General features: G+C 69.5%; 17 protein-coding genes. 15 read left to right on the forward strand and 2 right to left on the reverse strand.

Going from position 1 to position 19,327, the window contains the following annotated elements; translation table 11 throughout:
- Window positions 1-50 precede the first annotated feature (50 nt).
- From FGL91_RS05655 to FGL91_RS05690, 8 genes are all read left to right on the forward strand, one after another.
- On the forward strand, window positions 51-956 hold the full coding sequence (locus FGL91_RS05655; RefSeq protein WP_131492801.1) for a carbohydrate ABC transporter permease: 906 nt from the start codon (window positions 51-53) through the stop codon (window positions 954-956).
- Entirely contained in the window at window positions 953-1,858 is a 906-nt protein-coding gene (locus tag FGL91_RS05660) for a carbohydrate ABC transporter permease (RefSeq protein WP_131492799.1), read from the forward strand. The genes FGL91_RS05655 and FGL91_RS05660 overlap by 4 nt, the downstream gene beginning before the upstream one ends.
- A gap of 20 nt (window positions 1,859-1,878) precedes the next feature.
- Window positions 1,879-2,913: an NAD-dependent epimerase/dehydratase family protein gene (locus tag FGL91_RS05665; protein WP_153243316.1), complete on the forward strand. Its 1,035-nt coding sequence runs from the start codon at window positions 1,879-1,881 to the stop codon at window positions 2,911-2,913.
- Window positions 2,913-3,974: a dihydrodipicolinate synthase family protein gene (locus FGL91_RS05670; RefSeq protein WP_153243317.1), complete on the forward strand. Its 1,062-nt coding sequence runs from the start codon at window positions 2,913-2,915 to the stop codon at window positions 3,972-3,974. The genes FGL91_RS05665 and FGL91_RS05670 overlap by 1 nt, the downstream gene beginning before the upstream one ends.
- Window positions 3,971-4,984 (forward strand): hydroxyacid dehydrogenase, encoded by a 1,014-nt coding sequence (locus FGL91_RS05675; RefSeq protein WP_131492793.1) that lies wholly within the window; start codon window positions 3,971-3,973, stop codon window positions 4,982-4,984. The genes FGL91_RS05670 and FGL91_RS05675 overlap by 4 nt, the downstream gene beginning before the upstream one ends.
- A complete protein-coding gene (locus FGL91_RS05680) occupies window positions 4,981-5,922 on the forward strand; it encodes a hypothetical protein (protein ID WP_131492791.1) in 942 nt (313 codons plus the stop codon). Before FGL91_RS05675 ends, FGL91_RS05680 begins: the two co-directional genes overlap by 4 nt.
- Entirely contained in the window at window positions 5,919-6,848 is a 930-nt protein-coding gene (locus tag FGL91_RS05685; RefSeq protein ID WP_131492789.1) for a GNAT family N-acetyltransferase, read from the forward strand. The genes FGL91_RS05680 and FGL91_RS05685 overlap by 4 nt, the downstream gene beginning before the upstream one ends.
- 112 nt (window positions 6,849-6,960) lie before the next feature.
- On the forward strand, window positions 6,961-9,114 hold the full coding sequence (locus FGL91_RS05690) for a peptidase C14 (protein WP_153243318.1): 2,154 nt from the start codon (window positions 6,961-6,963) through the stop codon (window positions 9,112-9,114).
- Between the two features lie 114 nt (window positions 9,115-9,228).
- Here the strand turns inward: FGL91_RS05690 and FGL91_RS05695 are convergent, their stop codons facing one another.
- The gene (locus tag FGL91_RS05695) at window positions 9,229-10,062 is read right to left on the reverse strand and encodes an SDR family NAD(P)-dependent oxidoreductase (protein WP_165875447.1); all 834 of its coding nucleotides are present in this window, start codon (window positions 10,060-10,062) and stop codon (window positions 9,229-9,231) included.
- Between the two features lie 8 nt (window positions 10,063-10,070).
- On the reverse strand, window positions 10,071-10,727 hold the full coding sequence (locus FGL91_RS05700) for a GntR family transcriptional regulator (RefSeq protein ID WP_131492784.1): 657 nt from the start codon (window positions 10,725-10,727) through the stop codon (window positions 10,071-10,073).
- A 229-nt stretch (window positions 10,728-10,956) separates the two neighbouring features.
- Between FGL91_RS05700 and FGL91_RS05705 the strand changes: the two genes are divergently transcribed.
- Genes FGL91_RS05705 through FGL91_RS05735 form a run of 7 tightly spaced genes read left to right on the forward strand, consistent with a single transcriptional unit; the run spans window position 10,957 to window position 19,327 of the window.
- On the forward strand, window positions 10,957-12,495 hold the full coding sequence (locus tag FGL91_RS05705) for an ABC transporter substrate-binding protein (protein WP_194239319.1): 1,539 nt from the start codon (window positions 10,957-10,959) through the stop codon (window positions 12,493-12,495).
- Between the two features lies 1 nt (window position 12,496).
- A complete protein-coding gene (locus FGL91_RS05710; protein WP_131492780.1) occupies window positions 12,497-13,459 on the forward strand; it encodes an ABC transporter permease in 963 nt (320 codons plus the stop codon).
- Window positions 13,452-14,300 (forward strand): ABC transporter permease, encoded by an 849-nt coding sequence (locus FGL91_RS05715; RefSeq protein ID WP_205802338.1) that lies wholly within the window; start codon window positions 13,452-13,454, stop codon window positions 14,298-14,300. The genes FGL91_RS05710 and FGL91_RS05715 overlap by 8 nt, the downstream gene beginning before the upstream one ends.
- Complete coding sequence (locus tag FGL91_RS05720) at window positions 14,297-16,051, forward strand: ABC transporter ATP-binding protein (RefSeq protein WP_153243320.1); 1,755 nt, start codon at window positions 14,297-14,299, stop codon at window positions 16,049-16,051. The genes FGL91_RS05715 and FGL91_RS05720 overlap by 4 nt, the downstream gene beginning before the upstream one ends.
- A complete protein-coding gene (locus FGL91_RS05725) occupies window positions 16,048-17,430 on the forward strand; it encodes a hypothetical protein (protein ID WP_131492775.1) in 1,383 nt (460 codons plus the stop codon). The genes FGL91_RS05720 and FGL91_RS05725 overlap by 4 nt, the downstream gene beginning before the upstream one ends.
- Before the next feature lie 53 nt (window positions 17,431-17,483).
- Complete coding sequence (locus tag FGL91_RS05730) at window positions 17,484-18,254, forward strand: SDR family NAD(P)-dependent oxidoreductase (RefSeq protein WP_131492773.1); 771 nt, start codon at window positions 17,484-17,486, stop codon at window positions 18,252-18,254.
- A complete protein-coding gene (locus FGL91_RS05735) occupies window positions 18,251-19,327 on the forward strand; it encodes an enolase C-terminal domain-like protein (RefSeq protein WP_131492772.1) in 1,077 nt (358 codons plus the stop codon). The genes FGL91_RS05730 and FGL91_RS05735 overlap by 4 nt, the downstream gene beginning before the upstream one ends.

Genomic DNA, 19,327 nt, shown 5'->3' on the forward strand with positions numbered 1-19,327 from the left:
AACTCCGCATGCCCCCGCCCCCTTCACTCCCCCCACGTGAGGTACCACTGATGACGACGGCAACCACGGCGAAGAGGCCCGCAGGTCGGGTCACGCGGGTTCTCGCGCGACGAGAGGCGCGGATCGCGTTCCTCTTCGTGCTCCCCGCCTTCCTCCTGTTCATCGCCTTCCGCTTCGGCCCGAGCATCGTCGGGGTCGCGCTGAGCTTCTTCGACTACGACATCACCGGCGAGATCGCCTGGCGCGGACTCGACCACTTCCAGCGCATGATCGCCGATCCGCTGTTCTGGCGGGCGATGGGCACCACTCTCATCTACACGGTGTTCGCGGTCCCGATCGCGCTGGTGCTCTCCACCGTAATGGCCCTCGGGGTGCGCCGCGCCTTCCGCGGCGCGCGGTTCTTCCGCTCGATCTTCTTCCTCCCCGTCATCACCTCGCTCGTGCTGGCCGGGTCGATCTTCGTCTGGATCTTCTCCGCGAACGGCCCCTGGTCGGCCCTGATGACCCCGCTGGGTCTCGGCGGATCCTGGCTCGGCAGCACCGTCCTCGTCATCCCGGCCATCATCGTGGTCGGCGTCTGGTCGCGGTTCGGCTACGGGATGATGATCCTCATCGCCGCGCTGCAGGATGTCCCGCGCGAGCTCGAGGAAGCGGCCCTGGTCGACGGTGCCAACGCCTGGCAGCGCTTCCGGTACATCATCCTCCCGGTGCTGCGCCCGACGTTCTTCTTCCTCGCGGTGATCGAGACGACCGCCGCCTTCCAGGTGTTCGACGTCATCTACGTCATGACCCAGGGTGGACCGGCGAACGCCAGCTACTCGCTCGTGTACATGCTCTACGACCAGGGCTTCCGCTACTTCGACTACGGCTACGCGGCGGCGATCGGTGTGGCCTTGTTCATCATGACCCTCGTCGTCGCGCTCATCCAGCGCCTGGTGATCGGAAAGCAGAAATGACCGCTCTGTTGCAGCCTCCGACGCAGACCTCGACGACGCCGCCGAAGATGTCGACGAAGCAGCGCCGCGCCTACCGTGCACTCCAGCCGACCGGGTGGGGGATCGTCGGGCGCTGGATCTGGCTGAGTCTGGCCGGCATCCTCAGCTTCTTCCCCTTCTACGCGATGGTCGTGCTGAGCCTGAAGCCCGGCATGGTCGTCGAGCTGCCCGGGTCGCTGCTGCCGTGGACGGACATCTCCTTCGACGCCTACGAACAGGTGCTCGCAGGGCAGAACATCCTCGGCTGGCTCGGCAACACCCTCATCTACTCGCTCGTCTCGGTCGTCGCGGTGCTGTTCCTCTCGGCGCTCGCGGGCTACGCCTTCGCGAAGAAGCGCTTCCGCGGCAAGGAGGTGATGTTCTGGTCGTTCCTCTCGATGGTGATGGTCCCGTTCCACGTCACCCTGATCCCGACGTTCATCCTGATGGCGAACCTTGGCGGCGTCGACACCTACTGGGGTCTGATCCTGCCGTCGCTCGCCAACGCGCAGGCCGTGTTCCTGATGCGTCAGTTCATCCAGGGGCTGCCCGATGAGCTGTTCGAGGCCGCGCGCATCGACGGAGCGGGAGAGTTCCGCATCTTCCTGCGGATCGTGCTGCCGCTGTGCAAGCCGATCCTCGCCACTCTCGGGATCTTCGTCTTCCTGTGGCACTGGAACGACTTCCTGTGGCCGCTCATCATCGCCAAGTCCAACGCGATGTTCACACTCACCGTCGGCATCTCGTCGCTGCAACAGCAGAACGTCCCGCTGAGCACCATGCTCGCCGGATCCGTCGTCGCGCTGCTGCCCATCTTCCTCGCGTACCTCATCGCTCAGCGGTACGTGCAGGAGGGCGTGGCCGGTACGGGCATCAAGGGCTGAGAAGAAGGGAAAGCAGCAACGTGACTCAGCACAGATTCGATTCAGAGGCGGAACTCGAGGAGGCTCTCGCGACACCGAGCGCCGGCCTCATCGAGGACCTCGCATGCGGGGCGGGCGACCTCGTGATCCTCGGCGCCGGCGGCAAGATGGGCCCGACGCTTGCGATGCTCGCGCGCCGCGGGATGGACGCGGCCGGGCGTCAGGGAGACGCCGTCCACGCCGTCTCCCGCTTCGGTGACGCCGCGATCCGCGAGCGTCTGGAGAACGCCGGCGTCAAGGTCGTCCCGTTCGACCTGATCGAGAACGACGACTTCTCCTCGCTACCGGATGCTCCGAACGTGGTGTTCATGGTCGGCGCGAAGTTCGGCGCCGCCACCAACGCCTCCTGGGCGTGGGAGGTCAACGCCGCCCTGCCCGACCGCGTCGCCCGCCGCTACCGCGACAGCGCGATCTCGGTGCTCTCGACCGGCAACATCTGCCCCTTCCTGCCCGCCTCCTCCGGCGGAGCATCCGAAGAGGTCTCGCCCGCGCCCATCGGCGAGTACGCGCAGTCCTGCCTCGGCCGGGAGCGCGTGTTCGAGTTCGGCGCTCAGGAACGCGGCACCAAGGTCGCGATCATCCGCCTGAACTACGCCGTCGACCTGCGCTACGGCGTGCTCGCCGACATCGGCAGCGCCGTGCACGCGGGGCAGCCCGTGTCGGTCGCCACGGCCAACGTCAACGTCATCTGGCAGGGCTACGCGAACGAGGTCGTGCTGCGCAGCCTCGTACACGCCTCGACCGACCCGTTCACGATCAACCTCACCGGACCGGAGCTGCTGAGCGTCGAGTCGATCGCCCGCCGCTTCGGCACCCTGTTCGGCCGTGAGGTCGAGATCGTCGACGAGCCGCAGCCGACCGCGCTGCTCAGCGACGCCCGCCGCTGCATGGCGCTGTTCGGCTATCCGTCGGTGTCGGCCGAGACCCTGATCGGCCTGCAGGCCGAGTGGATCGACGCCGCCCTGCCCATGATCGCCAAGCCGACCAAGTGGGCCGTCCGGGACGGGAAGTTCTGATGGCCGTTCCCCGGTTGCGACCGAAGGCTGCCGCGACCCTCGCCCGTGGCGCCGTGATCCCGGCGCACCCGCTCGCGCTCACGCCCGAGCGACGCATCGACGAGCGTCGACAGCGCGCGCTCACCCGCTATTACCTCGATGCCGGTGCCGGGGGCATCGCCGTCGGGGTGCACACGACCCAGTTCGAGATCCGCGACCCCGAGCACGCCCTCTTCGAGCCCGTGCTGGCGCTCGCCGCGGAGGAGATGGATGCGCGCGCGGGTGACGACATCGTGCGCATCGCGGGCGTCGCAGGCGGCACGGCTCAGGCCGTCGCCGAGGCAGAGCTCGCCCGCGGGCTGGGCTACGACGCCGTCCTGGTGAGTCCTCGCGTCGCGGGCGCCGACGAGCGTGCCCTGCTCGAACGCGCCCGCGCCGTGGGCGAGGTGCTGCCGGTCGTCGGCTTCTATCTGCAGACGGCGATCGGTGGGCCGGTGCTCGACCGGGAGTTCTGGCGGGAGTTCGCCTCGATCCCGGCCGTCGTCGCCGTCAAGGCCGCGCCCTTTGACCGGTACCGCACCCTCGAACTCGTGCGCGGCGTCGCCGCCTCCGGCCGTGCCGACGAGATCGCGCTCTACACCGGCAACGACGACGCGATCGTCGCCGATCTGCTCTCCGAGTTCCACGTGGATTCGCCCACCGGACCGCGCACGCTGCGCTTCGTCGGTGGGCTGCTCGGACAGTGGGCGGTCGGGACCCGTGCCGCGGTCGGTCTGCTCGAACGCGCGCAGCGCGCGATGGGCGGAGACGCGGAGGCGTACCGTGAGCTCGGGCTCGTCGCATCCGACATGGTCGACGTCAATCAGGCGGTGTTCGATCCGGGCAACGACTTCCACGGGGTGATCGCGGGCGTCCACGAGATGCTCCGGCAGCAGGGTCTGCTCGACGGCATCTGGTGCCTCGATCCCGCGGAAGGGCTCTCGCCGGGTCAGTCCGAGGAGATCGAGCGGGTGCGTCGCGCGTACCCCGCCCTCAACGACGACGCCTTCATCGCCGAGAACCTCGAGGCCTGGCTGGCATGAGTGCTGCGACGAGTGCGCCGACCGTGGTCGCGGTCGTCTCGGACGAGCTCTTCGCGGAGTTCTTCTCGCCGGAGGATGCCGAGCGGTTGCGTGTGGTCGCCGCGGGGCTGGGCGGCGCATTCGTGCGCGTGGACCGGCTCTCCGATGCGGAGCTCGCCCAGGCGCGCATCGTCATCACGAGCTGGGGCGTCGGGCCGTTCGACGCCGCCGTGCTCGCCGCGCTGCCGCAGCTCCAGCTGATCGCACACACCGGTGCCACGATCAAGCCCTTCGCGACCGATGCGGTGTTCGACCGCGGCATCCTGGTCACTCAGGCGGGCGCGGGGATGGCGCGATCGGTGGCCGAGGTGTCGCTGACGTTCACGCTCGCACTGCTGCACCGGGTGCCCGAGATGCACAACGCGCTGCGGGAGACCGCGGGGTGGTGGGACGCGGACGCCGTGGGCGTGCAGCGTGAGATCCTCGGCGCGCCCATCGCCGTGATCGGCGCCTCGCGCACCGGACGGGCATATCTGGAGCTGATCCGAGCGGTCGGCGCCGAGGCGCTGCTGGTCGATCCGACGATCGACGCGGAGGAGGCCGCAGCTCTCGGAGCCGAGCTCGTGTCGCTCGATGAGGCGTTGCAGCGCGCGCAGATCGTCGCCGTGCACGCGCCCACCCTCCCGGAGACGCATCACCTGATCGGTCGGCGCGAGCTCGCACTCATGCGCGACGGCGCCGGACTCGTGAACACGGCGCGCTCCTGGCTGGTCGATGAGGTCGCGCTGATCGATGAGCTGCGGAGCGGCCGGATCAGCGCCGCGGTCGACGTGTTCGACGAGGAGCCGTTCGCCACGGACAGCCCGTTTCGCTCGCTGCCCGGGGTGCTCGTGACCCCGCACCGCGCGGCGGGCACGAGCCAGGGACGGCTGCGCCAGGGGCGGATCGTCGCCGACGAGCTCGACGCCTTCGCCGCAGGTCGTCCCCTCGCGCACACCGTCTCCCGCGACCAGCTGTCTTCGATGGCATGACCCGGTCGCCGCTGCGTGTTGCTTTCGCCGGACTCGCGCACTCGCATCCGTACACCGACGCCGTCAACGTCCGTGCGCTCGGCGCCGAGGTCCTCGGAGTCCACGATGCGGACGCGGCAACGGCCACTGCGTTCGCGGCGCGCTTCGGCGGTGTGGCGACGGCATCCGTGGGCGAGATGCTCGCGCTGCGGCCCGACCTCGTCATCGCGACGCCGCGGCCGCACGAGGTCGCGCCGGTCCTGCGGGCTCTCGGCGCGGCGTCCGCACCCGTCTTCGTGAACAAGGTGATCGCGGCGACGGCGGATCAGCTCGGGGACGTGGATCGCGCGCTGGCATCGTCGGCCGCCCCCATCGGCACGAGCTCGGTCCTCCGGTTCGCCCCCGCGCTCGTCGCCCTTGCAGCCGAGGTCGATGCGGACGAGGTGCTCGGTCTCCGCGTGCATGCTCAGCACGACAACGCGGCCTTCCAGCTGCCCGACCGCTCCTGGCAGGACGACCCGCTGCGCGGCGGAGGCACGCTCATGACGGTCGGGGTGCACGCCTGGGAGATGCTCGACGTCGTCCTGCCGGGGGCGGTGCTGGTCGAAGGATCGGGCTGGACCCGCGTGCGCAGCGGATCCGGCACCGCATCCGAGGATGCCGCGGGGTTCGACGTGACACTGCGGCTTCCCGGAGCGCAGCGCGAGGTGCCGGTGCAGGCGCTCGTCACGGGAGTGCCCGGTCCGGACGTGTACACGGTCGACGTGATCACCCGCGGAGGCATCCGTTCCGTCGCTCTCGACGGGGAAGACGCGAACGACACGCTCGGGTTCCGCGGCCTGATCCGTGCGCTGCTCGATGCGGCGCCACAGGGTGCGACGGTCGCCGCGTGGTCGGCGGCGCGTGTCGTCGTGGCGAACACGATCCGTGCCGCCGAGATCGCTCGGGGTGAGCGGTGAGCGGGGCGAGGATCCGCGCTGCTGTCGCGGAGGATGAGGCCGGGCTCGCGGCATTGTGGGCGACGGCGTTCGCGCCTCCGCTCACCCCCGACCAGTGGGTCGTCGACAGCGAGCGGCTTGCGCACACGCTCGTGGCTGAAGACGACGAGGGTCTCTGCGGATCCATCTACGGCCTGCCCAAGCGCCTCCGGGAGTCCGAGGGTGGCATCGCCGAGGTGCACGCCATCGGGAGCGTCGCGGTCGCCGCGCATGCGAGAGGTCAGGGGCTCGCGCGTCGACTTGTCGCCGCGACCCTGGAAGTCGGGCAGGGCGCTGACTGGGCGTTGCTGTTCACCGGTGCGCCGGAGGTGTACCGCTCGAGCAGGTTCGAGACCTTCTCGATGCCGCGGGCCCTCGCCGGGCGCTGGGGGGCATGCGCGATGTCCGCCCCTGCGGTGACTCCGGTCGTGACCGAACCCGTCGGGCCCGGAAGCTTCGACACGGTGAGAGCGGTCTACGAGCGCTCGCGCGAGGGGCGCGTCGTCCTCGCGCCGGTGCGCAGCGAGCGGGACTGGGCGATGGCGGAGGTGCGGATGAGCGGGACGACCCTGTACCGGCGGGTCGAGGGATCGGCCGTTCTCGGATACGCGATCGCCGAGCACCGCGGCGAGATCGGCTCCCTCCTGGAAAGTGCCGTGCTCCCGGACGCCGACGATCCGGCCGGAGTGCACCGCGCCCTGCTCGCCGCGGTTTCCGCGGACTGGGCATCCGCCGGTGTGAGATCCTGCGATCTCGCGGTGCCCGCGCTGCCGGAGGACGAGCGCGTGATGAGGGACTTCGCCCCCGAGGCTGTGCGCCAGGACGACCGCACCGGGATGATCTGCCCGCTCCGCCGCGCGCCGCGACTGCACGGCATCCGCCACTTCACGGCGGGCGACTACTTCTGAGCGATGCGCTCGGAGAGAGCACTGGGGACTGGGGATCGATCGGATGATGCGTCCCGGCCGGAGGGCCGGACCGACGCCAGAGCGCGGCGATGAAGCCGCAAGGAGGATGACCATGACCCAGCTGGATGACACCCGTAGCGAGACGGCGGCCCTGCGCAGCCGGCGCATGCTGCTCGCCGGATTCGGTGCGGCCGCACTGGGCGGCGTGGCCGCCGTCGGCACCTCGTCGCCCGCGCGAGCGGCCGACCCGATCGCACCGCAGAGTTCCTCAGGCTCGGACTCGGTCGCCAACGGCGGTACGGCCGCCGCACTCGCCAAGCGCAAGGGCAAGGACGGCGACCTCGTGCGCACCACCGGGTACGCGGCGGTCGGAGACGGCGGCGACGGTCTGTACCGATTTGTGAAGAAGGATGCCCCGGCGGCCAACGGCGGCACCGTGCTGGCCGGGCCCAAGGGTGGCGCCTGGGTGCTCGTGCACGACGGGATCGTCGACTTCCGGATGTTCGGGATCAAGGATGCGAGCATCGCCGCCGATGATGCGCTCGACGCGATGGTGAACGACGCGAGCATCCACCGCATCGAGGCGCACAGCGACCTCAACTTCGTGCGCCGGCACAGATTCTCCCGGTCGAACATCGCGTTCGACTTCGGCGGTCACCTCATGACGACCGACGGCATCGAGAACGCGGGGAAGGATGATCCCTTCGCGGCGGTCATGTTCTTCCGTGGCGAGGTGACCGATGCCGTCCACGAGGCGCGACTGAACGAGGCTGTCCCCGATCTCGGTGACGTCTTCCCGGTGGCCGACTCCTCGTTTTTCACCGTCGGCGACTGGTACGCCGCCGAGGTCAACGCCCTGGCAGGTCGGTGGGAGCGCGAGCTGCAGCGCCTCGTGCAGGTGACGCAGATCGTGGATGGCACGCACATCCGCATCAACTACAAGAACGGCTGGCCGCTCGGCAAGGACCGCACGATGACCTGGCGGCGTGTGGTGCCGGTGCAGGACGTGACGGTGTCGAACCTGAAGTTCCTGGGCACCGGGACCGACGAGTACACGGGCTCCCACCCGCTGGCGTTCGAGTACGCGGTGCGCTGCGACGTGGACCACATCGATGGGACGGGGACCTTCTGGCCGCTCATCCAGCGCCGGTGGAACACCTACTACTCGACGGTGAGCTGCACGCTCAAGAACCCGACCTCGGTCACCTGGGGAGGCGCCGGCTACCTGACGCAGCAGATCTACTGCCTCTACGGATACGTCGCCAACTGCCACACCGCGAACGCCCGGCACCTGAACGACTTCACCGCGAGTGCGTACTGCCTGGTGGAGAACTGCCACGGCGACGGTGACGACCAGGGGCCGTTCGTCACCCACGGCCAGTACGAGCACGATCTCACCTACACCGGCAACTCGGGACTCATGACCTTCGCGAACTCCGGTGCGGCCTGGGGGTCTGCGGCCAAGCGCATCACGGTGTGCAAGCACGTGTGCTCGTGGTTCGTCGCCCGCGTGCGCATCACCGATCTCACGCTCGAAGACGTGCAGGTGGTCGGCAAGCCGTCGCTCGCCGGCTCCGGGATGCTGTGGATCAACGCCGACGGCGCGCAGCTGCGCGGGTGCACCGCATCCGACACCCTCGTGATCACGCAGGCGTCCGACAACTCGGGGCGGCCCACCGTGATCGCCGACTCGCACTTCACGTTCGTCGCCCCGGGCGAGCTCACCAACGCCACGGTGAAGACGCCCGTCACGTTCGTCGACACCGTGCTCGACCGGGTCGGCGGCATGAAGATCGCCGGCTCGGGTGCGGTCACGTTCCGTGGCTCGACGCTGAACGCGGCGGACGACGCGGCGCCGATCGTGTCGTCATCCGGGCACCTGCGGTTCGAGGGCTCGACGCTCCGCAACGCCCGCATCGATGCCGCGCGGGGTGAGCGGCAAGCGGTCGAGATCGCGGGTTCGGATGTCGCGATCAAGGGTGGGACCGGCATCTCCCGGACCGGCGACGGCGAGCTGCACCTGGCCCTGTCGGACAGCACTTTCCGTGCCGAGGGGTCGGCGTCGCACGTCTCGCTCAAGAAGGGGGCGACCCACTACCGTGCGGTCGGCAACCGGTTCGAGGGCGGAGCGCTGGAGCTGGCGGATGGTGCCTTCGGCGGCGCATCCACGCTCCTGCACACCGGCAACGTCGAGTCGGGCGTGACCCGCGCAGCCTTCCCTGGCGAGGGCGACCGCGTGGTCGACGCGGGCAACCTCGTCGTCTGAGTCCGGCCACCCCCTCGCGAGTGCACGGGATGTCTGCGAGTGCACGGCTCCGTGACGCGACGAAGCAGTGCACTCGACGGGAAGCCGTGCATCGCGAAGGAGGTGGGGAGGGGGCTAGGGCGTGACCAGGGCGGCGCTGCGCTGCCAGAGAGCCTCGGCGAGGGCGGCGTCGTTCACCTGGGGGTTGACCCTCGCGGTGAGCTGTCGCTCGTCATAGTAGGCGCCGGAGAACCAGGTCTCATCGGGGGTTCCCTCGATGAACCAGCGCAGAGTGGCACCGCCCTTGTCCGCCCCGATGAGCATGAGGTGCTTGAGCGGCGTGCGGTACAGCAGCCGCATGATGCTCGACGAGTCCGATGCGAAGTTCGTCTGCACCGTGCCGGGGTGGAAGGCGACCGCGCTCAGTCCGTCGGCATGGAACTTCGTGTGCAGACTCTTGGCGAACAGCACGTTCGCGAGCTTCGCATCGCCATAGGCCTTGTTCGGGCTGAAGCGACGGGTGTTGTCGAGGTCGTCGACATCGAGGTGGCCGAAGAGGCGATGGGCGATGCTCGAGGTGTTGACGACCGCGCCCCCGGATGCCAGCAGTTGCGGCAGCAGCAGGCTCGTGAGCAGGAACGGTGCCAGGTGGTTGACCTGCATGGTCTTCTCGAAGCCGTCCACGGTCGGGGTCTGGTCGCCGAAGATGCCGCCCGCGTTGTTCGCCAGCACGTCGATGCCGTCATCGCCGACGGCATCCGCGATCTTCTCGGCCAGGGTTCGCACGTCGTCGAGACGCGCGAAGTCGGCGGTGAACCACGTGGCGTCCGTCTCCTCGGCGACGGCGCGGGTCTTCTCGGCGGACCGGCCGACCAGGATGAGCCGGTGGGAGGACGCCGCGAGCTGGCGGGCGGCAGCGGACCCGATCCCGTCGGATGCTCCGGTGAGGACGATCGTCTTCGGCGGCACGGGGCGCGTCAATCGGTTTCGGCGGACGGGGTGATGCGCCGGACCGCCCGCGTCACATGCTCGGCGATCACGGCCTGCGCCCTCTCGGGGTCGCCGCTCGCGATCGCGTCGACGATCTGCTGGTGACTGCGCACGTGCTCCTCCTGCTCGGCGGGGTCGAGGGCGGCGTTGGCGGCGTGCAGGAAGCCCGTGATGCGACCGCGCAGCTGTCCGCTCAGTTCGTCCAGGAAGCGGTGCTCGGCGAGATCGGCGAGGGTCTCGTGGAAGAGGCGATCCTGGCGCAGCACCTCGTCGATGTCTCCCGGAGCCGCATCCGACATCGCCTGGATGATCGCACCGAGCCGCGCCGCCGAGTCCTCGTTCCACCGTTCCTGCACGCGGATCGCCATGAACTGCTCGAGCACGATGCGCAGACTCGAGATCTCCTCGAGGTCCTGCGCACTCAACTGGGCGACGCGCGCGCCGCGACGGGGCTCGCGCGTGATGAGGCGCTCCTCGGCGAGGCGGGTCAGGGCCTCGCGCACCGGGATGTGGCTGACACCGAGGCGGTCGGCGAGCTTTCGCTCGACGAGGCGCTCCCCGGGGGCGAGCTCGCCGGAGTGGATGGCCGAGCGCAGCTCGTCCGTGACCTGTTCGGCGATGTTCTGATCCGAGACGCTGCGCATTCGGGTGCCCTCCTCGATCCGCGGTGCGGTCAGCTCGTCGAGCGGGCGCGTGATCGTTCGCTCGATGCTATGGCAGATTTCTCCTGAGTGGCGGGATGACGACCCGCGGAGACGTGACCAGAACGTGATCGCATCCGCTCGATTCGCTCTAGACGTATCTGCGCGTTTGCTACATGCTATAGCGAAACCCTTACTCACCTCATGCATCACCCGACCCTTGGAGGCACCCATGTCGCGTCGTCGTGTATTGCTCGGCGGAGCAGCGCTGCTCACCGCCGTGCTCATCACCGCTGGCTGCAGCAGCACCCCGTCGAACTCCGACGGCCAGGCGCAGGAAGGTGGCACTCTCACCGTCGCCGCGGCGCAGGGCATCCCGCAGCTCAACCCGGCCATCCGCACGTTCGCCTGGGAGGAGGTGCTGTTCCCACTGCTCTGGAACGGCCTGACCAAGACCGACGAGTCCGGTGAGATCGTCGGCGACCTCGCCGAGAAGTGGGAGGCCTCGGAGGACCAGAAGACCTGGACCTTCACCCTCCGCGAAGGCGTCACATTCTCCAACGGCGACCCGTTCACCGCCGAGGATGCCGTGGCATCGTTCGACTACTACCTGGACCCCGAGACCGCGACCCAGGAGAAGAACAAGATCGACATGGTGACGGATGTCACCGCATCCGACGAGAAGACCGTCGTCATCACGCTCTCCGAGCCGATCGCGACCTTCGCCGCCGGCATCGTCTGGGTCAAGATGCTCGACGTCGACGCGCTCGACACGATCGACAAGGAGCCGATCGGCACCGGTCCCTACATCGTCGACAAGTTCACGCCCGACGACAGCCTGACCCTCGTGCCGAACCCCGAGTACTTCGGTGAGGACCCCGCGCTCGACGAGATCACGATCGTCAAGGCCGCCGAATCCACCGCTGCCGTCACGGGCCTGCGCTCGGGCGATCTCGATGTGCTGTGGTCCGTTCCGCAGGGTGACGTCGCGGGCCTCGAGGGCGGCGGCGACATCGCGCTCGTCAGGCCCGAGAACCCGAGCCAGTGGCCGTCGTGGGAGGTCGACACGCAGTCCGCTCCGTTCAACGACGTGCGCGCACGTCAGGCTCTCGCCTACGCGACCGACCGCGAGGCCATCCTCGAGGCCGCGTATTACGGGCAGGGCACGGTCTCGCCCACCAACAACGCGCTCGGCGAAGTGAACCCGTGGTTCGGCGGCGACCTGACCGACTACTCCTACGACCTCGACAAGGCCAAGGAGCTGTTCGCCGAGGTGGGTATCACCGAGGGCAGCACACTCACCTGGTGGGGCATCGCGGGGCAGTACCCCGAGTGGAACACCAGCGGTGAGATCCTGCAGGCGAGCCTGAAGGAGATCGGCATCACGCTCAAGATCGACAACAACGACATCGGCACCTGGGTGGACTCGTTCTACCCGGCGGGCAAGAGCTTTCCCGGCTACATCGTGCCCAACTTCCAGTCGACGCCCCCGGAGCCCGCATACTCGCTGAACTTCTACCTCGAGGGCCGCTGCGAGTGCAACTGGGTCGACCCCGATTTCCAGCAGGCGTTCGCGGATGCCGTCGCCGAGCCGGACGAGGCCGCGCGTGCCGAGAAGTGGGGCACGGTGCAGACGATCATCAACCAGCAGGTTCCGCTGATCGTGCCGCTGCAGTCCACGGTGGTCACCGCGACCAGCACCGAGGTCGACGGCGTCTGGGTCGAGGGCGGCGGGCAGCTGCACCTCGAGAACGCGCAGCTCAAGGGCTGACGTGGCACTGTCCATCCTTCGGCGGGTGGCGATCAGCATCGCGATGCTGATCGCCACCTCGCTTCTCGTCTTCGTCGTCCTCCGGCTGCTGCCGGGCGACCCCGTCATCACCCGTCTCGGCTCGACGCCGGGCGTGGATGCCGAGATGCTCCAGCGCCTGCGCGAAGAGGCCGGCCTCGACGCCCCGATCATCGAGCAGTACCTCCGCTGGATCGGCGGCGTCTTCACCGGCGACTTCGGGCAGTCGTACTTCAATCAGTACTCGGTCACCGAGCTCATCGCGCAGCGACTCCCCGCCACGCTCGAGCTCACCCTGATCGGCATCCTGCTGGCCGTGCTCATCGCGACCCCCGCCGCCGTGATCGCCTCGCTGCGCCCGCTCGGCGTGGTCGACCGCATCCTCACCGCGATCTCGACCGCCGGCATGGCGCTTCCGCAGTTCCTGATCGGCATCGTGCTGATCGTGGTCTTCGCAGTGCAGCTCAAAGTGCTGCCTGCCCGCGGCTACACGCCGTTCAGCGAGGATCCGGGCGACAACCTCGTGCGGATGATCCTGCCCGCCTTCACGCTCGCCTTCGCCGCGGCGCCCCTGCTCATGCGGTTCCTGCGGGCGTCGATGGTCGAGGTGCTCGACGCCCCGTACATCCGCACCGCCCGCGGCAAGGGCCAGTCGGCGAGCGGGGTCGTGATCGGGCATGCGCTGCGCAACGCCCTCATCCCCGGGCTCACGATGCTCGGCCTCATCGTCGGCTACACGCTCGGCGGCGTCGTGATCGTCGAGTACGTGTTCGGCGTTCCCGGACTCGGCTCCCTCGCGATCGATGCGGTGTTCAAGCGCGACTACGCCGTGCTGCAGTCGGTCGTGCTGCTGATCTCCGCGATGTTCATCCTCACCACGCTCATCGTCGACCTCCTCTACGGCGTGCTCGACCCGCGTCTTCGTGCAAGGAGCAGCCGTGGCTGACACCCTCACCCTCGCTCTGCGCTCGACCCGCCCGCGTCGCCGGCTCGCGCTCGCCTCGTGGATCCCGCTCGCCCTCCTCGCCGTCATCGTGCTGGCCTGCGTGCTCGCGCCGGTCATCGCCCCGTACGACCCGTCGGCGCAGTCCCCCGATCGCTTCGCCGGACCCTCGGCCGTGCACGTGTTCGGCACCGACGAGCTCGGGCGCGACCTCTTCAGTCGCGTGCTCTACGGCGGACAGCTGACGATCTTCATCGCCGGTGGCGCCACGCTGGTCGCGATGGTGCTCGGTATCGCCTGGGGCATGGCGGCCGCCTTCGCCCGCGGCATCTGGGACGAGATCCTCATGCGCCTGGCCGACACGGTCATGGCGATCCCGCAGATCCTGTTCGCCCTGGTGTTCATCTCGGCGTTCGGCGCCGACCCGGTAAAGCTGGCCGTGATCATCGGCATCCTGCTCACGCCCACCACCGCGCGCCTCGTGCGCTCCTCGGTGCTCAGCGAGCTGCAGGAGGACTACTTCACCGCGGCCGTCGCCTTCGGATCGAAGCACAGCCGTCTGCTGTTCGCCGAGGTGCTGCCCAATGCCCGTGGCCCGATCGTGGTGCAGGCGGCCATCAACGCCGCCAACGCCATCCTGCTCGAGGCGTCGATGAGCTTCGTCGGGCTCGGCATCGCGCCGCCCGAGGCGACCTGGGGCACCCTCGTGCAGCAGGGCTACCAGAAGATGTACCAGTCGATCGGGTACGTGCTGTTTCCGGCGCTGTTCATCTTCGTCACCATCTGGCTGCTCAACGTGCTCGCCGATCAGTTCGGCGGCGATCGGAAGGGGAAGGGTCGATGACCGATGCCACGCCCGTCCTGCAGGTGCAGGATCTCACCGTCTCCTACGGCGACGCGATGCCGGTCAAGGGCATCAGGTTCACGGTGCGCCCCGGCGAGCGGATCGGTCTGGTCGGCGAGTCCGGTTCGGGCAAGTCGCTCACGGCTCTGTCGATCATGCGACTCAACGACGGCGCGAAGCTCGGTGGCAGCATTCGTCTGCGCGATCGCGAGCTGCTCACGCTGAGCAAGCGGGAGATGACGCGGGTGCGTGGCGGCGAGATCGCTATGGTCTACCAGGACCCGATGTCGTCCCTCAACCCCGTGCGCACGATCGGACACCAGCTCGTCGAGGCGATTCGCCTGCACGACCGGGTCTCGAAGGAGGCCGCGCGGACCCAGGCCGTCGAGCTGCTGACCGAGGTGGGCGTCCCGCTCCCCGAGGAGCGCCTTGCGCAATACCCGCACGAGTTCTCGGGTGGAATGCGGCAGCGCGTGATGATCGCGATGGCCATGTCGTCGCGGCCGGCCGTGCTGATCGCCGACGAGCCCACCACGGCGCTCGACGTCACCACGCAGTCGCGCATCATCGACCTGCTCGACCGGCTGGCGGATGAGCACGGGACCGCAGTCGTGCTCATCACCCACGACCTCGGCGTCGCGGCCGGCTTCTGCGAGCGCATCCACGTCATGCGGCACGGGCGGGTGATCGAGGAGGCTCCGGTCGACAAGCTCTACGCCGAACCGGAGCACCCCTACACGAAGGCGCTGCTCGGGGCCGTGGTCGATCTCACGATCGACGTGCATGAGCCGATCCGCACCGCCGCGGAGGTGCTCGAACGCGGCACCGAGCCGGTCGTCGAAGCCGGCTCGATCAGCGCGGTCGACCGCGCCCGCGAGTCGGGTGATGTCCTGGTCGACGTGCAGGGCGTGTCGAAGGTGTTCACGCTCGGGTCGGGTCGGCGGGTGACCGCGGTCGACGACGTGTCGTTCCAGATCCGCCGCGGCGAGACCGTGGGGCTTGTGGGCGAGTCCGGTTCGGGCAAGTCGACGGTCTCGAAGGCCGTGCTCGCGCTCGGAGGGATCGATGCCGGGACCGTGGTCTTCGACGGGCATCGCCCGCACGAGATGCGGGGCGAGGAGCTGCGGCACCTGCGGCGTCGGATGCAGATGGTCTTCCAGGATCCGTTCTCTGCGTTGAACCGGCGGCAGACCGTGTCGCAGATCATCGAGGCGCCGCTGCTCGCGCACGGAATCGGCAACCGGGTGACCCGCGCCGAGAAGGTCCGCGAGGCAATGCACCGCGTGCGACTGGACGAGGAGTTCGCGCACCGGCTCCCCCGCTCGATGTCGGGCGGACAGTGTCAGCGCGTGTCGATCGCGCGATCGCTCGTGCTCGAACCCGAGTTCCTGGTGCTCGACGAGTCGGTGTCGGCGCTCGACGTGTCGATCCAGGCGCAGGTGCTCAACCTGCTGCGCGACCTACAGGCGGAGCTGGGCCTGACCTACCTCTTCATCAGCCACGACCTCGCCGTCATCCGGTACATGTCGTCGACGGTGGCCGTGATGAAGCAGGGGCGGATCGTCGAGATCGGCGCCCGCGACGCCCTGTTCGCGAACCCTCAGCACGAGTACACGCGCGGGCTCATGGCTGCGATCCCGGTGGCCGACCCGGTGCTGGAGCGTCGGCGCCGTGCCGAGGCCGCGGCGCTCTGGCAGGCTCAGGGGATGACGACCGGCGTGGTGCCGGTCGGCTCGGGACGAGGCGCATGATGACCGGGGCCGCGATCGGAGATCGCATCCGCATTCCCCGCACACAGGCGCGCCTCGGTGTCGCCCGACGGGACATCACCCCGCCCACCGGCATCCGTGCGAAGAACTGGGGTCCCGCCGATTGGGAGCGCTCCGAGGGGGCGCACCGTCCTTTCGAGCTCACCGCGCTCGCCGTGATCTCGTCCAACGACCGGCCGCGGCTGCTGCTGGCGGTCGACGGCACGTGGTGGCGCCGTGTCGCCGACGAGCAGGCAGTGCGCGGGGCGATCCTGTCGGGTCTCGGACTCGAGCCCGATCAGCTGATGCTCTCGCTCTCGCACACGCACGCCGGCGCGGTGCTCTGTGCGGCCGACGCGCATCTGCCGGGCGGAGAGCTGATCCCGGGGTACCTCGAGGCGCTCGCCGCCGCGGGCATCGCCGCCGGCCGTGAGGCGCTCGACGGCGCCGTTCCCGGACTCATCGAGTGGACCACGGGGCGCTGCACGCTCGCCGCCGACCGGGAGCTCGACGTGGACGGCCGACCACTGGTGGGGTACAACCCCGCGGGCGAGGCCGACGACACCGTGATGATCGGTCGGCTCAGCGTCGAAGGTGTCGTCCGGGGCACGCTCGTCAACTACGCGTGCCACCCGACGACGCTCGCGTGGCAGAATCGCGAGGTCTCACCGGACTACGTCGGAGCGATGCGCGAGATCGTCGAGTCCGCCACGGATGCGCCGTGCCTTTTCGTGCAGGGAGCCTCGGGTGAGCTGGCCCCGCGCGAGCAGTACACCGGCGATGTCACGGTCGCCGACAGGCACGGACGCTCGCTCGGCCACGCGGTGCTCGCCGCTCTCGACGCCCTCCCGGCTCCGGGCGAGGAGCTGACCCTCGACGGGATCGTGGAGTCGGGGGCACCCCTCGCGATCTGGACCGGGCGTGCGGTCGCCGGCGGGGAGGATGCGGCGGGATCGATGACGTCGGTGGAGCTGCCGCTGAGAGAGCTGCCGACGCTCGATGAGCTCGCCGAGGAGTGGAAGGACATCGACCCGCGATCTCGCGAGGAGCGTCTCGGCCGTGCCCGCAACCTGCGCGACGGATACATCGAGGGGCCGACCGTGCAGCACCCGGTCTGGGCCTGGCGCCTCGGCGATGCCGTGATCGTCGGGCATCCGGGCGAGGCGTACTCGCGTCTGCAGACCACGCTGCGCGCACGCTTCCCGGAGACGCCGATCGTGCTGATGAACCTCACGAACGGGCCCGGCTTCGTGTATCTGCCGACCCGGGATGCCTACGAGCGGGGCGCGTACCAGGCCTGGCAGACGCCGCTCGCACCCGGCGCGCTCGACGCGCTCGAGGAGCACGCCGTCGCGGTCGTGGCCGATCTGCTCGACCGCTGACCGCAGCGTCGACTACACTTGCTATAGCAAATCGTGAACCCCAGAGGAGAGCCATGACCGCCCCCATCCCTGTCGGCTCCGTCGCCATCGTCACCGGAGGATCCGCCGGCATCGGCTGGGAGATCGGCCAGCGCCTCGCCGCCGACGGCTACGTCGTCGTCGCCGCCGACCGCGTGCCCGGCCTCACCGCGGGCGAGAACCCCGCCGGCATCCTCTGGCGCGAGCTCGACGTGACCGACCACGCCGGCGTCGACCGGGTGTTCGGCGAGATCGAGGCCGAGCTCGGGCCGATCGAGGTGCTCGTCAACAACGCGGGCATCCAGCGCCATCGGGGCATCGAGGATCTCAGCTGGGACGAGTGGGCCGCCGTGGTCGACGTCAACCTGCACGGGGTCTTCTCGGCGTTGCAGGCGGCCGGCAAGCGGATGCTGGAGCGCGGCGAAGGCCGCATCGTCAACATCTCCTCCATCTCCTCTCGCGGCTCCGCCGGCCGCGCCCCCTACGCCACGACCAAGGCCGCGGTGATCGGCCTGACCTCGACCGCCGGAGCTGAGTGGGCCTCGCGCGGGGTGCGGGTCAACGCGGTCGCCCCCGGCTACGTCGACACCGGCGTCTTCCGCCAGGGTGTCGAGGCGGGCACGCTCAGCCTCGACACGATCCTGTCGCGCATCCCGGCGAAGCGCCTGGCCGAGGCGAGCGAGATCGCCGCGGCGGTCAGCTTCCTCGTCTCCGACCAGTCGCGCTACATGAACGGCCAGACCCTCTACGTCGACGGCGGCTTCATGGTCGACTACGGCGTCCCGCTCGCGAAGAAGCCCGCATGACGACCATCGCCCGCATCGACACGGCCACGGCCGTGCTGTCGCTCCCGGCCCCGCTGCAGTTGGGCGCGATGACCGTGACACGCAGGGAGTACAGCGCCGTGCGGGCGACCGACGCCGACGGCACGACCGGCGTCGCCTACTGCCTCTCGCGAGAAGCGCCGATGGCCGAGATCGTCGACCGCCTCGTGGCCGCCCATGCGGTCGGTGCGGACGCCGATGACCCGGCCTCGACCTGGGAGCGGATGCTGCGCGGCAGTGCCATCGTCGGCCGGGTGGGTCTGGTGCGGCGTGCCATCGGACTCGTCGACATCGCGCTGTGGGACATCGCTGCCCAGCGTGCGGGAGTCCCCCTGTGGTCCCTGCTCGGCACGGGTGACGCTCCGCGCGATTCGATGCTGGTCGCGGCCTACCCGTCACCGACGCGGAGTCCCCGCGAGGTCGCCGACGAGGTGCTCGCTCAGGCCGACGGCTGGACGAACGTGAAGATCTCGCGATCGCCCGATCCCGCGTACATGCGCGAGCTCATCGCGACGCTCACCGCCGAGCTCCCCGCCGCCACCGGACTGGTCGTCGACGTCGGTTTCGGATGGCCGGATCCCGATGCCGCGCTCGCCGAGATCGCGCAGTGGGGCGACCCGCAGCTCGCCTGGCTCGAGGACCCGCTGCTCCCCGAAGACGCCGCGGGGTGTGCGCGGATCCGCCGGGAATCGGGGCTCCCGGTCTCGGTGGGCGACGAGGTCACCGATCCTGCCGTGCTCCGTGCTCTCGTCGAAGAGGGCGCGGTCGACGTGCTGCGGCTCGACGTCGTCGCGATCGGCGGGGTGACCCCGGCGCGCGAGATGATCGCGTGGGCGGCCGGCCGCGGTGTCCCGGTCTCGGGGCACGTCTATCCTGAGGTCACCGCGCACCTGGGCATCGGGGTCGAGACGTTCGCGCGCGGGGTCAACCCCTACGACCCGGCGCCGTCGTTCATCATCGGCGGACCCTCGTTCGAGGGCCGGGTGCGGCCGACGGATGCCGTGGGCCTCGGCTTCGACCTGGATCCCGCCGTCTTCCGATTCGAGAGGGACTGA

The sequence above is a fragment of the Microbacterium sp. CBA3102 genome, assembly GCF_007954505.1.
GTDB lineage: Bacteria > Actinomycetota > Actinomycetes > Actinomycetales > Microbacteriaceae > Microbacterium > Microbacterium aurugineum.

Excerpts from the sequence above, each read along its gene's own strand:
- FGL91_RS05655 (WP_131492801.1), top strand. The coding sequence starts at position 51 with ATGACGACGGCAACCACGGCGAAGAGGCCCGCAGGTCGGGTCACGCGG.
- FGL91_RS05660 (WP_131492799.1), top strand. The coding sequence starts at position 953 with ATGACCGCTCTGTTGCAGCCTCCGACGCAGACCTCGACGACGCCGCCG.
- FGL91_RS05670 (WP_153243317.1), top strand. The coding sequence starts at position 2,913 with ATGGCCGTTCCCCGGTTGCGACCGAAGGCTGCCGCGACCCTCGCCCGT.
- FGL91_RS05675 (WP_131492793.1), top strand. The coding sequence starts at position 3,971 with ATGAGTGCTGCGACGAGTGCGCCGACCGTGGTCGCGGTCGTCTCGGAC.
- FGL91_RS05680 (WP_131492791.1), top strand. The coding sequence starts at position 4,981 with ATGACCCGGTCGCCGCTGCGTGTTGCTTTCGCCGGACTCGCGCACTCG.
- FGL91_RS05690 (WP_153243318.1), top strand. The coding sequence starts at position 6,961 with ATGACCCAGCTGGATGACACCCGTAGCGAGACGGCGGCCCTGCGCAGC.
- FGL91_RS05700 (WP_131492784.1), bottom strand. The coding sequence starts at position 10,727 with ATGCGCAGCGTCTCGGATCAGAACATCGCCGAACAGGTCACGGACGAG.
- FGL91_RS05705 (WP_194239319.1), top strand. The coding sequence starts at position 10,957 with ATGTCGCGTCGTCGTGTATTGCTCGGCGGAGCAGCGCTGCTCACCGCC.
- FGL91_RS05720 (WP_153243320.1), top strand. The coding sequence starts at position 14,297 with ATGACCGATGCCACGCCCGTCCTGCAGGTGCAGGATCTCACCGTCTCC.
- FGL91_RS05725 (WP_131492775.1), top strand. The coding sequence starts at position 16,048 with ATGATGACCGGGGCCGCGATCGGAGATCGCATCCGCATTCCCCGCACA.
- FGL91_RS05730 (WP_131492773.1), top strand. The coding sequence starts at position 17,484 with ATGACCGCCCCCATCCCTGTCGGCTCCGTCGCCATCGTCACCGGAGGA.
- FGL91_RS05735 (WP_131492772.1), top strand. The coding sequence starts at position 18,251 with ATGACGACCATCGCCCGCATCGACACGGCCACGGCCGTGCTGTCGCTC.